Genomic DNA, 12,906 nt, shown 5'->3' with positions numbered 1-12,906 from the left:
GACGCGCACGCGCCGCACCGGGTCGGCTCAGCGGTAGGCGCCGGTGAGCTCGGCGGCCGGCGCGGCGTCGTCGCCGCGGTCCCGCACGGTGCCGGCGACCCACGCGGGCACCCCGCGAGCCGTCAGCAGCGCGACGGCGGCGTCGGCCTGCTCGGGGGCGACGGCGGCGACCATGCCCACGCCGCAGTTGAAGGCGCGCTCGGACTCCGCCCGCGGCACGCCGTGCTCCTCCATCAGCCGCACCGCGGCCGGCAGCACCCAGGTGCCGCGGTCCAGCACGGCCTGGAGCCCCTCGGGGACCACGCGGGCGGTGTTGCCGGCCAGCCCCCCGCCGGTGATGTGCGCGAAGGCGTGCACCGCCCCCACCCCGAGCTCCTCGACCAGCGCCAGGCAGTCCAGGGCGTAGATGCGGGTGGGCTCGAGCAGCACGTCCCCCAGGGGGCGGTCCAGCCCGGCCGGTGTCGCGGCGAGGTCCAGCCCCGCGGCGGCGACCACGCGGCGCACCAGCGAGTAGCCGTTGGAGTGGAAGCCGGAGGAGGCCATCGCCACGACGGCGTCCCCGCTGCGGACCCGCTCGGGGCCGAGGACGGCGTCGGCCTCCACGACGCCGACGGCGGTGGCCGCCAGGTCGTACTCGTCGGCGTCCATGAGGTCACCGTGCTCGGCGGTCTCCCCGCCGACCAGGGCGGCCCCCGCCTGCGTGCAGCCGGCGGCGATCCCGGTGACGATCGCGGCGATCCGCTCCGGCACGACCCTGCCGCAGGCGACGTAGTCCTGGAGGAAGAGCGGCTCGGCACCGCAGGCCACCAGGTCGTCGACGACCATCGCGACCAGGTCGATGCCCACGGTGTCGTGCCGGTCGAGCTGCCGGGCCAGCGCGATCTTGGTGCCGACGCCGTCGGTGGACGAGGCAAGCAGCGGCTTCCGGTACTTCTGCGTGTCCAGGGCGAAGAGACCGGCGAAGCCGCCGAGCCCACCCACCACCTCGGGGCGGTTGGTCCGCTCCACGGCCGACCGCATCAGGGTGACCGCGCGCTCCCCGGCGTCGATGTCGACGCCGGACGCCGCGTAGGTGAACGTCGGTCCGGTCATGACTCGACTCCGCCCTCGTTCCGCTCCTCGGTCGCCGTCCCCCGCAAGCGGGAGGTGCCCCCAGCCAGGGGCGATGCTCGCTCGGTCGTCGTTCTCGCGGGGCTCACGGGCGCCTCAGCGCGTCCTCGGCACCGCCGGGCACCGCGGCGCTGCCGGCCTGCTGCCCGGTCCAGCCGCTCACCGCGCGCTGGCCGATGCCTTCGAGCACGTGCTTGCCCAGCACCTCGGGGGCGCCCAGCGGGATGGGGTACTCGCCGGTGAAGCAGGCGGTGCACAGCCGGTTGACCGGCTGCTCGGTGGCCGCGATCAGCCCCTGCTCGGAGACGTAGCCGAGGGAGTCGGCGTTGACCGACGCCCGCACGCCGTCGATGTCCAGGCCGTTGGCGATCAGCTCGGCGCGGCTGGCGAAGTCGATGCCGTAGAAGCACGGCCACTTGACCGGTGGCGACGCGATGCGGACGTGCACCTCGACGGCCCCGGCCTCGCGCAGCATCCGGATCAGCGCCCGCTGCGTGTTGCCGCGCACGATCGAGTCGTCGACGACCACGAGCCGCTTGCCGCGGATGACGTCCCGCAGCGGGTTCAGCTTCAGCCGGATGCCCAGCTGCCGGATGGTCTGGCTCGGCTGGATGAAGGTGCGGCCCACGTAGGAGTTCTTGACCAGGCCCAGTCCGTAGGGGATGCCCGACGCCTCGGCGTAACCGACCGCCGCCGGGGTGCCGGACTCGGGCACCGGGATGACCAGGTCTGCCTCGGCAGGGTGCTCCTTGGCCAGCCGGCGGCCGATCTCCACGCGCGCGGCGTGCACGCCGCGCCCGGAGATCGTGGTGTCGGGCCGGGCGAGGTAGACGTACTCGAAGACGCAGCCCTTGGGCTCCGCCGGGGCGAAGTGCTGGCTGCGCAGGCCGTTCTCGTCGATGGCGATCAGCTCACCGGGCTCGACCTCGCGCACCACGGAGGCGCCGACGATGTCGAGGGCGGCGGTCTCGCTGGCCACGACCCAGCCGCGCTCGAGCCGGCCGAGCACCAGCGGGCGGACGCCCTGCGGGTCGCGCGCGGCGTAGAGCGTGTCCTCGTCCATGAACGTGATGGAGAAGGCCCCCCGCAGCTGCGGCAGCACCTCCATCGCCGCCGCCTCGACCGAGATGTCCTGGTAGGAGGCGATCAGCGCGGTGACCAGGTCGGAGTCGTTGGTCGCCACGAACGCGCCCGGCACCCCGGCGTCGGCGGCCTTGCTGGCCAGCTCGGCGGTGTTGACCAGGTTCCCGTTGTGACAGAGCGCCAGGCCTGTCCCGGCCTCGGTGGTGCGGAAGGTCGGCTGCGCGTTCTCCCACGTGGAGGCGCCGGTCGTCGAGTACCGGGTGTGGCCGACGGCGAGGTGGCCGCGCAGGCTGCCGAGGGTCGGTTCGTCGAAGACCTGGCTGACCAGCCCGAGGTCCTTGTAGACGACGACCGAGGCGCCGTCGGACACCGCGATGCCCGCCGCCTCCTGACCGCGGTGCTGGAGGGCGTACAGACCGAAATAGGTCAGCTTCGCGACCTCCTCCCCCGGCGCCCAGACACCGAAGACGCCGCAGGCGTCCTGAGGTCCGGGGAACTGGGGGTCGAGGTCGTGCGTCAGCCGTCCATCACCGCGAGGCACGGGTCGAGCGTACCGGCGCCGGCGGCTCCACCCCGAGCGCAGGTGGTGTGCCGTGTCACCGTCCCGCGTGGCCCACCGGATCGCGCGCCGTGTCCGGGGCGCGGAACCCGGGTAGGCAGCGGTGCGTTGACGTCTGAGCCGCTCACCGACCGGCCACCCCGCGCCGGACGACGTGCTCGCGACGAGCGACAGGAGACCTGGGATGGCAAGCAACGGACCCGATCCGCGCGACTTCCTCGACATGGCGCAGAAGATGCTGCGCCAGCTCTTCGACGAGCCGCGCCGCGACGACCAGCCATGGGCGGACGTGACGCGCGAGGCCGCGCGGCGCCGTCCGGAGCCGAGCCCCGAGGAGCAGCGGGAGAACCTGACGTTCGCCCTCGCGACGCGCGCCGTCGAAGCGCTGGAGGACCTCGCGCTCAACGTCGCGGCGATCCGCCAGCGGCTCGAGCGCACCGGCGCGGAACCGCAGGACCGGCCCGGGCAGCAGGAGGACCCGCCGGGGCGGTGACCGGACCGGGCCCGGTCAGGTCACCGCCTCAGCGGACGTTCGACAGCTCCGCGGCGATCGTCGTGTCGTCGCCGTGCCCGGTCCGCACGACGGTGTCACCGTGCAGGCTGAGCAGCTGGGCGCGGATCGAGTTGACGATCGTCGGGTGGTCGCTGAACGACCGCCCGGTCGCCCCGGGCCCGCCGCAGAACAGCGTGTCGCCGGTGAACACCGTGCGCAGGTCCGCGGCGTGCAGGCAGGTGCTGCCCGGCGAGTGACCCGGCGTGTGCAACGCGACCAGCCGGGTGCCGGCGACGTCGAACCGGGTGCCGGCCCCCAGCTCCTCGTCGGGTGCGGCGTCCGGGTGCGTCATGTCCCAGAGCATCCGGTCGGCGCTGTTGAACCAGATCGGGGCGCCGGTGGCCTCGCGCAGCGCGGGCGCGGCGGTGATGTGGTCGTTGTGCCCGTGGGTCAGCACGATCGCGGTGACCGTCCGGCCGCCGATCGCCGCGATGATCGGGGCGGCGTCGTGCGGGGCGTCGATGACCAGCACCTCGTCGTCGTCCCCGACCAGCCAGACGTTGTTCTCGACGTCGAAGTCCTGCCCGTCCAGGGAAAAGACGCCGGGGACGACGACCTTGTCGATGCGGGCGGCCATCAGAACACCACCACGGAGCGCAGGACCTCGCCCTTGTGCATCTTCTCGAAGGCCTGCTCGACGTCGTCCAGGCCGATCGTCTCGGAGACGAAGGCGTCGAGGTCGAAGCGGCCCTGCAGGTACAGGTCGACCAGCATCGGGAAGTCGCGGCTGGGCAGGCAGTCGCCGTACCAGGAGGACTTGACGGCGCCGCCGCGGCCGAAGATCTCGATGGCCGGCAGCGTGATCTCCATGCCCGGCGTCGGCACGCCGACCATCACGACCCGGCCGGCGAGGTCACGGGCGTAGAAGGCCTGCTCGAACACCTTCGGGTGACCGACGGCGTCGATGGCGACGTCGACGCCGAAGCCACTGGTGAGCGCCTTGATGGCCTCGACCGGGTCGGTGCCGGCGGAGTTGACGGTGTGGGTGGCGCCGAACCGCCGAGCCCACTCGAGCTTCTGGTCGGAGATGTCGACGGCGATGATCGTGCTGGCCCCGGCCAGCTTCGCGCCGGCGATGGCGGCGTCACCGACGCCGCCGCAGCCGAAGACCGCGACCGTCTCCCCGCGCTGCACCGCGCCGGTGTTGATCGCCGCGCCGACACCGGCCATCACGCCGCAGCCGAGCAGGCCGGCCGCTGTCGGGGGTGCGGCCGGGTCGACCTTCGTGCACTGGCCGGAGTGGACCAGGGTCTTCTCGGCGAAGGCGCCGATGCCCAGCGCCGGGGACAGCTCCGTGCCGTCGGCCAGCGTCATCTTCTGCGCGGCGTTGTGCGTGTTGAAGCAGTACTGCAGCTGGCCCTTGCGGCAGGCGCGGCACTCACCGCACACCGCGCGCCAGTTCAGCACCACGTAGTCGCCGACGGCGACGTTCGTGACGCCGTCGCCGATCGCCGCCACCACGCCGGCCGCCTCGTGGCCGAGCAGGAACGGGAAGTCGTCGTTGATCCCGCCCTCGCGGTAGTGCAGGTCGGTGTGGCAGACCCCGCAGGCCTGCACGTCCACGACCGCCTCACCCGGGCCCGGATCGGGGACCACGATGGTCTCGACCGTGACGGGCTGTCCCTTGCCGCGGGCCACGACGCCCCGCACCTCGTACGCCATACCGGCAGCCTAGAGGGCGCACCGCGACCGACCCAGCCCGCTTCCGTCCTGCGGGACGCGGTCACGCGCGGGTCACGGGTTGCATGTTGAGCGCGCAAGTTTACGGACGACGAAGTACGGTGCCACCCGATAGCGACCCATATCACAGGGCGCGTCCCGGTCGTGTCCGTCCGGCCGCACCGGTCCCGTCCCCGGAGGTTGTCCTCGTGGCAGTACCCAGCTTCCTGGCCCGCGAGCGCATCGTCGCCAGGCCAGGCTTCAACCGGTGGCTGATCCCACCCGCCGCGCTCGCCGTGCACCTGTGCATCGGCCAGGCGTACGCCACCAGTGTCTACAAGGTGGCGCTCGTCGAGCACTTCGACACGGGCCTCACCCAGATCGGGATCATCTTCTCGATCGCCATCGTGATGCTCGGCCTGTCGGCCGCCGTCTTCGGCACCTGGGTGGACAAGAACGGCCCCCGCGCCGCGATGTTCACCTCCGCCGTCTTCTGGGTGTCCGGCTTCCTCGTCGGCTCGCTCGGCATCTACACCGAGCAGCTCTGGCTGCTCTACCTCGGCTACGGCTTCCTCGGCGGCATCGGCCTGGGCATCGGCTACATCTCGCCGGTCTCCACGCTGATCAAGTGGTTCCCCGACCGCCCGGGCCTGGCCACCGGCATGGCGATCATGGGCTTCGGCGGTGGCGCGCTCATCGCCTCGCCGCTGTCCCGCCAGCTGATGAACTGGTACGACCCGAACTACGACCCGGCCGTCGCCGGCACGGTGCCCAGCGGCAACGCCGTCGCGGGTCTGTTCCTCACCCTCGGCCTGATCTACCTGGTCTTCATGATGTTCGGCGCGTTCATCATCCGGGTGCCTGCGGCCAACTGGCGGCCCGACGGCTTCGACCCGTCGACCGTCAAGCAGAAGTCCCTGGTCACCACCGAGAACGTCTCGGCCAACAACGCCATCAAGACGCCGCAGTTCTGGCTGCTGTGGACCGTCCTGTTCTGCAACGTGACCGCCGGCATCGGCATCCTCGAGCAGGCCGCGCCGATGATCCAGGACTTCTTCCGCACCGGTGCGACCTCCACGGTCCTCGCCGCCACGGCCGCCGGCTTCGTCGGCCTGCTCTCGCTGTTCAACATGGCGGGCCGGTTCGTGTGGTCCTCGACCTCGGACTACATCGGCCGCAAGCCGATCTACATGGTCTACCTCGGCGTCGGCATCATCCTGTACGTCATCCTGGCGACCCTCGGCAGCACGGCGACCTGGATCTTCGTGGTCACCGCCGCCATCATCATCAGCTTCTACGGCGGTGGCTTCGCCACGGTCCCGGCGTACCTGCGCGACCTCTTCGGCACCTACCAGGTCGGCGCCATCCACGGCCGGCTGCTGACCGCGTGGGCGGCCGCCGGCATCGCCGGTCCGCTGATCGTCAACGGCGTCCTCGACGCCCGGGGCACCCCCGGTGAGCTCGTCGCGGGCGACTACCGGCCGGCGCTGTTCATCATGGTCGGCCTGCTGGCCGTCGGCTTCGTCGCCAACCTGCTGATCAAGCCGGTGTCGGAGAAGTACTTCGAGCCCACGCAGACCGACGTCCCCACCACCGCCGCCGAGCCCGAACGGAGCACCGTCCGATGAGCCACCCCGCGTCCACGGCCGGCGACCAGCCGACCACGCACACCCCCACCGGCCTCATCGCCTTCGCCTGGGCGCTGGTGGGCATCCCGCTGGCGTACGGCCTGTACAACACGATCAAGGCGGCCAGCGCGCTCTTCGGCGGCTGACCCACCCGAGCACGGCCACTGCGCCCCCGTCCGCATCCCGCGGGCGGGGGCGCGGTGCTGTCCGGGCTGGCGGTGTCGCGCCGAGTGGGGCCCGGAGGGTTCCGCGCAGGTGCGACGAAGCGGCTCAGCTCAGCTGGGGGACGGCTCCTGGCCGCGGTGTCGCCCGGAGGGTGACAGAGGGGAGAGCGGGAGCAACTGGCTCAGGTCCGCGCGGTTGCCGCTGGCGCTCACCCTGCCCCCGGCGACGGCCTCGTCCCAGCCGATCTCGCCGGTGGCCAGCCGCAGCCAGGTGGCCGCGTCGGTCTCGACGACGTTGGGCGGGGTGCCGCGGGTGTGCCGCGGCCCCTCGATGCACTGGACGGCGACGTGCGGGGGAACCCGCAGCTCCACCGAGCGCCCCGGCACCTGCTGGGCGAGCCAGCGCGCCGTCGTCTTCACCGCCGCGCCGAGCACCGCCCGGGGCGGCTGCTCGGCCTCGCCGGCCAGCCACGCGCGCACCGGGTCGACGGCGGCGCGCAGCTCCTCGGCCGGGATGGGGGCGGCCGACGGCATCAGGAGGTGGGGACGGTGCCCGCCGGGACGGTGCCGACCGCGTCCTCGGGGCGGCCGAACAGCGCCGGCAGGGTGGCGCTCCAGGCGGACCGCAGCTCGGCGAGCGGCAGCTCCAGCACGCCGTCGACGGTCAGCGCGTCCCCGCCGGTCGTCCCGAGTTCCGTCACGTGCACGCCGGCCCACCGGGCCGTCGTCTTCACGCCGCCGGGGTCCGACGTCGTGATGACCGCGCGGGCGGTGGACTCGCTGAACAGCGCGGTGAACGCGTCGTCGCCGAGCGCCAGCCGGGCGCCGACGCCGTGGCGCAGCGCCGACTCGGCCAGCGCCTGGGCCAGCCCGCCGTCGGCCAGGTCGTGCGCGGAGCTGATCAGCCCCTCCCGGCCGAGGGCGCCCAGCAGGTCGCCCAGCGCGCGTTCCGCGGCCAGGTCGACGGCCGGCGGCATGCCGCCCAGGTGGCCGTGCACCACGCCCGCCCAGGCCGAGCCGCCGAACTCCGGCCGCGTGGTGCCGACCAGCAGCACCGTCTCCCCCGGCGTCCGCCAGCCGGTGGGCACCCGGGTGCGCACGTCCTCGTGCACGCCCAGGACGCCGATGACCGGGGTCGGGTTGATCGGGACGTCGCCGGTCTGGTTGTAGAGGCTGACGTTGCCGCCGGTGACCGGCAGGCCCAGCTCGCGGCAGGCGTCGGCCAGGCCGCGGACGGACTCGGCGAACTGCCACATGACCTCGGGCTCCTCCGGGGAGCCGAAGTTCAGGCAGTTGGTGACGGCGAGCGGCCTGGCACCGGAGACGGCGACGTTGCGGTAGGCCTCGGCCAGGTTCAGCTGGGCCCCGGTGTAGGGGTCCAGCCGCGCGTAGCGGGCGTTGCCGTCCAGGGAGAGCGCGATGCCGCGGGAGCTCTCCTCGTCGATGCGCACCACGCCGGCGTCGTCGGGCTGCGCCAGCACCGTGTTGCCGCGCACGTACCGGTCGTACTGCTCGGTGACCCACGTCTTGTCCGCGCCGTCCGGGCTGCTGACGACGGCGAGCCAGTGGGCCTGCAGCTCGGCGCCGCTCTGCGGCCGCGCGAGCCGGGCGGGGTCGTCGGCCTGCAGGGCGTCGAGGTCGCGCGGCCGGGCCATGGGGCGCTCGTAGACCGGGCCCTCGTGCGCGACGGTCCGCGGCGGCACGTCGACGATCCGCTCGCCGTGCCAGTCGACGGTGAGCCGGTCGCCGTCGGTCACCTCACCGATGACGGTGGCCAGCACGTCCCACTTGCGGCAGACGGCGAGGAAGGCGTCGACCTTGCCGGGCTCGACGATCGCGCACATCCGCTCCTGCGACTCGCTCATCAGGATCTCGGCGGGGGTGAGCGTGCTGTCGCGCAGCGGCACGGTGTCCAGGTCGACGTGCATGCCACCGGTCCCGGCGCTGGCCAGCTCGCTCGTGGCGCAGGAGAGCCCGGCGCCGCCGAGGTCCTGGATGCCGGTGACCAGGTCGGCGGCGAAGATCTCCAGGCACGCCTCGATGAGCAGCTTCTCGGTGAACGGGTCGCCGACCTGCACGCTCGGCCGCTTGGCCGGGCCCTCGGCGTCGAAGGTCTCGGACGCCAGGACCGAGACCCCGCCGATGCCGTCGCCGCCGGTGCGGGCGCCGAAGAGGATGACCTTGTTGCCGGCGCCCTCGGCCTTGGCCAGCCGGACGTCCTCGTGCTTCATGACGCCGACGCACAGCGCGTTGACCAGGGGGTTCCCGGCGTAGCACTCGTCGAAGAGCAGCTCGCCGCCGATGTTGGGCAGGCCCAGGCAGTTGCCGTAGCCGCCGACCCCGGCGACCACGCCCGGCAGCACGCGGGCGGTGTCGGGAGCGTCCGCCCGGCCGAAGCGCAGGCTGTCCATGACGGCGATCGGGCGGGCGCCCATGGTCAGGATGTCGCGGACGATCCCGCCGACGCCGGTGGCCGCGCCCTGGTACGGCTCGACGTAGCTCGGGTGGTTGTGCGACTCGACCTTGAAGGTGACCGCGTAGCCGTCACCGACGTCGACGACGCCCGCGTTCTCGCCGATCCCGACCAGCAGCGCGTCGCTGGGCGGCAGGTCGCCGAACTGCCGCAGGTGCACCTTGGAGCTCTTGTAGGAGCAGTGCTCGCTCCACATGACCGAGTACATCGCCAGCTCGGCGGTGGTGGGCCGGCGGCCCAGGATCTCCTTGATCCGGGCGTACTCGTCGGCCTTCAGGCCAAGCTCTGCGTAGGGCTGCTCGTCGTCGGGCGTGCCCGCCGCGAGCTCGACGGTGTCCAGCCGGCCGGCGAGCCGCCCCGGGCCGGTGTCGAGCTCGGAGAGCCCTGCGGTGGCGCTGGCCCGTCCCGCCGTTCCGTCCTCGCTCACGCCATTGCCCGGCGCGACTCCGGACTCGTTCCGCTCCACGGTCGCTGGCGCTCCCTGCGATGCTCGCTCGTCCGTCGTCACGCGCCGACAACCGCCTTCAGGATGCTGGTGAAGAAGCCGAGCCCGTCGGTGCCGGGCCCGGTGAGGTCCTCGACGGCGTGCTCGGGGTGCGGCATGAGCCCGACGACCCGGCCGTCCTCGCTGGTGACGCCGGCGATGTCGCGAGAGCTGCCGTTCGGGTTGCCCCCGGCGTAGCGGACGACGACGCGCCCCTCGCCCTCGATGCGGTCGAGGTCCGGGTCGGCGGCGACGTAGCGGCCCTCGCCGTTCTTGACCGGGATGACGATGCGCTGGCCGGTCGCGTAGTCGGCGGTCCAGGAGGTGTCGGCGCGCTCCACGACCAGCACCTGGTCGCGGTTGCGGAAGTGCAGGTGGCTGTTGCGGGTGAGCGCGCCGGGCAGCAGGCCCGCCTCGCACAGGACCTGGAAGCCGTTGCAGATGCCGAGCACGGGCATGCCGCGCTTCGCCCGGTCGACGACGTCCTGCATCAGCGGCGCGCGGGCCGCGATGGCCCCGGCCCGGAGGTAGTCGCCGTAGGAGAAGCCGCCCGGGAGGACGACGGCGTCGACGTCCTTGAGGTCGTGGTCGGCGTGCCAGAGGGCGACCGGCTCACCGCCGGCCAGGCGCACCGCCCGCGCGGCGTCGACGTCGTCCAGGGAGCCCGGGAAGGTGATGACACCGATGCGCACGATCGCTCTCTCAGTCGGTGGGGAGGTGCAGCTCGACGTCCTCGATGACCGGGTTGGCCAGGAGCGTCTCGGCGATCTGCCGCAGCTCGGCCTCGTCCGGCGTCCCGTCGACCTCGAGCACGAAGTGCTTGCCCTGGCGGACGCTCCGCACGGAGTCGTGGCCGAGGCGGCCGAGCGCGCCGAGGACCGCCTGACCCTGGGGGTCGGAGATCTCCGGCTTCAGGACGACGTCGACGATCACCCGCGGCACGCCGACGAGGGTACCGGGCCGCGCTGCGCCGCTCGGCGCCGCGCCCCACCTCAGACGAAGGAGGTGCCGGTCAGGCGTTCGTAGGCGGTCACGTAGCGCTCTCGGGTGGCGGCGACGACGTCCTCGGGCAGCTCGGGCGGCTCGGAGACGCGGTCCCAGCCCGACGCGGTCAGCCAGTCGCGCACGAACTGCTTGTCGTAGGAGGGCTGCACCGCGCCCGGCGACCACGTGTCGGCCGGCCAGAAGCGGGACGAGTCCGGGGTGAGCACCTCGTCGCCCAGGACCAGCCCACCGTCCGGGTCCACCCCGAACTCGAACTTGGTGTCGGCCAGCACGATGCCCGCGTCCGCCGCGATCTCCGCACCCCGCCGGTAGAGCGCCAGCGTGAGCTCGCGCAGCTCCTCGGCCCGGGCGGCGCCCACCGCGTCGACGACGGCGGCGAAGTCGATCGCCTCGTCGTGCTCGCCCACCTCGGCCTTGGTGGACGGCGTGAACACCGGCGACGGCAGCCGCGAGCCCTCCACCAGGCCGGCGGGCAGGGCGACGTCGCGGATCGACCCGGTGCGCTCGTACTCCTTGGTGCCCGAGCCGGACAGGTAGCCGCGGGCCACGCACTCCACCGGCAGCATCTCCAGCCGCCGGACCAGCATCGCCCGCCCCGCCACGGACGCAGGCACGTCCGAGGCCGACACCAGGTGGTGCGAGGCGTCGAACGAGGCCAGCACCGGGGAGAGCTGCTCGAACCACCACACCGACAGCCGGGTCAGCACCGTCCCCTTGTCCGGGATCGGCGTCGGCAGCACGAAGTCGTAGGCCGAGATCCGGTCGGAGGCGACCAGCAGCAGCCGGTCGGGGCCGGCGTCGTAGATCTCCCGGACCTTGCCGCGGGCGATCAGCGGGAGATCAGGTCTCACGACAGCGCGGCCAGCCGGTCGAACAGCGGGCCCAGGTTCGCCACGTACTCCTCCGGTCGGCAGATCTCGTCCAGCCGCGCCTCGTCCAGCGTCACGCCCGACGACGACGCCCGGGCCCGCAGCGTCTCCCGGAACGGCGTGCCGCTGTTCCAGGTCTCCATCGCGGCGGCCTGGACCAGCGCGTACGCGTCCTCGCGCGACTGCCCGCTCTCCACCAGCTCCAGCAGCACCGACGAGGTGTAGATCAGCCCGCCGGTGGACTCCAGGTTCGCCCGCATCCGGTCGGCGTCGACCACCAGGTTCTCCACCAGCCCGGCGGTGAGGTGCAGCAGGTAGTCGGTGGTGATCGCGGCGTCGGGCAGGAACACCCGCTCGGTCGAGGAGTGCGAGATGTCGCGCTCGTGCCAGAGCGGGATGCCCTCCATCACCGGCACGATCGCCGCGCGCACCACCCGCGCCAGCCCGGCGATGCGCTCGGAACGGATCGGGTTCTTCTTGTGCGGCATCGCGCTCGAGCCCTTCTGGCCCGACCCGAACGCCTCGGACAGCTCGCGCACCTCGGTGCGCTGGCCGTGCCGGACCTCGAGCGCGATCGCCTCGCAGACGGTGGCGATGATCGACAGCGCGCAGACCCACTCGCTGATCGAGTCGCGCAGCACCACCTGCGTGGAGGCGTCGGCGGGCCGCAGGTCCAGCGCCTCGGCGACCGCCACCTCGACCGAGGGGTCGATCAGCGAGTACGTGCCGACGGCGCCGGAGATCGCGACGACGCCGACGCGCTCGCGGGCCGCCCGCAGCCGGTCCCGCGACCGGGCGGCGGCGAAGGCGAGGTCGGCGACCCGGTGCCCCCACACGACGGGCTCGGCGTGCACGCCGTGGGTGCGCCCGACCTTGATCGTGTCCCGGTGCGCCAGCCCGTGGTCGCGCAGCGCCGCCACCAGCCGGTCGGCCTTGGCCAGCAGGATGTCGGTGGCCTCGGTGAGCTGCACGGCCAGCGCGGTGTCCAGCAGGTCCGACGACGTCATGCCGTGGTGCACGAACGCCGCGGCCGAGCGGGGCTCGGTGTTGTCGGCCCAGGCGGTGAGGAAGGCGATGACGTCGTGCTGCGTCGTCTCCTCGATCTCGGCGACCCGCTCGGCGGTGGGCGGGGGCGCGTTGCGCACCGGCTCGACGACGTCGGCCGGGACGCGGCCCGCGGCGGCGTGCGCCTCGAGCACCAGCGTCTCGACGCGGCACCACAGCTCGTACTTGTGGGCGTCGCTCCAGACCCGGCCCATGTCGGGGAGCGTGTAGCGCTCGATCATGCGGGTACCGCCTGCCACTGCTCAGCTCGTCGC

General features: G+C 73.1%; 13 protein-coding genes. 3 read left to right on the top strand and 10 right to left on the bottom strand.

The window, feature by feature from the left end; all coding sequences use genetic code 11:
• Window positions 1–27: 27 nt before the first annotated feature.
• Together purM and purF are read right to left on the bottom strand one after the other, a co-directional pair.
• The gene (purM, locus tag O2W17_RS11425) at window positions 28–1,092 is read right to left on the bottom strand and encodes a phosphoribosylformylglycinamidine cyclo-ligase (RefSeq protein ID WP_269192559.1); all 1,065 of its coding nucleotides are present in this window, start codon (window positions 1,090–1,092) and stop codon (window positions 28–30) included.
• 103 nt (window positions 1,093–1,195) lie between these two features.
• Window positions 1,196–2,734 carry an amidophosphoribosyltransferase gene (gene purF, locus O2W17_RS11420; RefSeq protein WP_269192558.1) on the bottom strand — a complete coding sequence of 513 codons (1,539 nt, stop codon included), beginning with the start codon at window positions 2,732–2,734 and terminating at the stop codon, window positions 1,196–1,198.
• A gap of 202 nt (window positions 2,735–2,936) precedes the next feature.
• On the opposite strand from purF, the gene O2W17_RS11415 reads away from it, so the two are divergent.
• Window positions 2,937–3,245 carry a hypothetical protein gene (locus tag O2W17_RS11415; RefSeq protein ID WP_269192557.1) on the top strand — a complete coding sequence of 103 codons (309 nt, stop codon included), beginning with the start codon at window positions 2,937–2,939 and terminating at the stop codon, window positions 3,243–3,245.
• Window positions 3,246–3,273: 28 nt separating this feature from the next.
• Here O2W17_RS11415 and O2W17_RS11410 read toward each other — a convergent pair whose 3' ends face one another.
• Window positions 3,274–3,882: an MBL fold metallo-hydrolase gene (locus O2W17_RS11410; protein WP_269192556.1), complete on the bottom strand. Its 609-nt coding sequence runs from the start codon at window positions 3,880–3,882 to the stop codon at window positions 3,274–3,276.
• Entirely contained in the window at window positions 3,882–4,967 is a 1,086-nt protein-coding gene (locus O2W17_RS11405) for an S-(hydroxymethyl)mycothiol dehydrogenase (RefSeq protein WP_269192555.1), read from the bottom strand. The genes O2W17_RS11410 and O2W17_RS11405 overlap by 1 nt, the downstream gene beginning before the upstream one ends.
• Before the next feature lie 206 nt (window positions 4,968–5,173).
• Between O2W17_RS11405 and O2W17_RS11400 the strand changes: the two genes are divergently transcribed.
• Window positions 5,174–6,592 carry an OFA family MFS transporter gene (locus O2W17_RS11400; RefSeq protein ID WP_269192554.1) on the top strand — a complete coding sequence of 473 codons (1,419 nt, stop codon included), beginning with the start codon at window positions 5,174–5,176 and terminating at the stop codon, window positions 6,590–6,592.
• Window positions 6,589–6,738: an MFS transporter small subunit gene (locus tag O2W17_RS11395; RefSeq protein ID WP_269192553.1), complete on the top strand. Its 150-nt coding sequence runs from the start codon at window positions 6,589–6,591 to the stop codon at window positions 6,736–6,738. Before O2W17_RS11400 ends, O2W17_RS11395 begins: the two co-directional genes overlap by 4 nt.
• A 129-nt stretch (window positions 6,739–6,867) precedes the next feature.
• Here O2W17_RS11395 and O2W17_RS11390 read toward each other — a convergent pair whose 3' ends face one another.
• The 6 genes from O2W17_RS11390 to purB form a co-directional block, all read right to left on the bottom strand.
• A complete protein-coding gene (locus tag O2W17_RS11390; protein ID WP_269192552.1) occupies window positions 6,868–7,290 on the bottom strand; it encodes a sterol carrier family protein in 423 nt (140 codons plus the stop codon).
• A complete protein-coding gene (gene purL, locus O2W17_RS11385) occupies window positions 7,290–9,656 on the bottom strand; it encodes a phosphoribosylformylglycinamidine synthase subunit PurL (protein ID WP_269192551.1) in 2,367 nt (788 codons plus the stop codon). The genes O2W17_RS11390 and purL overlap by 1 nt, the downstream gene beginning before the upstream one ends.
• A 77-nt stretch (window positions 9,657–9,733) precedes the next feature.
• Window positions 9,734–10,405, bottom strand: coding sequence for a phosphoribosylformylglycinamidine synthase subunit PurQ (gene purQ / locus O2W17_RS11380; protein WP_269192550.1), 672 nt, complete (start codon window positions 10,403–10,405; stop codon window positions 9,734–9,736).
• A gap of 10 nt (window positions 10,406–10,415) precedes the next feature.
• The gene (gene purS / locus O2W17_RS11375) at window positions 10,416–10,655 is read right to left on the bottom strand and encodes a phosphoribosylformylglycinamidine synthase subunit PurS (RefSeq protein WP_269192549.1); all 240 of its coding nucleotides are present in this window, start codon (window positions 10,653–10,655) and stop codon (window positions 10,416–10,418) included.
• A 50-nt stretch (window positions 10,656–10,705) separates the two neighbouring features.
• Window positions 10,706–11,569, bottom strand: a complete 864-nt coding sequence (locus tag O2W17_RS11370) for a phosphoribosylaminoimidazolesuccinocarboxamide synthase (protein ID WP_269192548.1) — start codon at window positions 11,567–11,569, stop codon at window positions 10,706–10,708.
• Window positions 11,566–12,873, bottom strand: coding sequence for an adenylosuccinate lyase (gene purB / locus O2W17_RS11365; RefSeq protein WP_269192547.1), 1,308 nt, complete (start codon window positions 12,871–12,873; stop codon window positions 11,566–11,568). Before purB ends, O2W17_RS11370 begins: the two co-directional genes overlap by 4 nt.
• Window positions 12,874–12,906 lie beyond the last annotated feature (33 nt).

This window comes from Blastococcus sp. VKM Ac-2987, from assembly GCF_026967805.1.
Lineage (GTDB): Bacteria > Actinomycetota > Actinomycetes > Mycobacteriales > Geodermatophilaceae > Blastococcus.
Note: the sequence above shows the minus strand (reverse complement) of the source record. Positions and strands in the feature narration are given on the sequence as shown.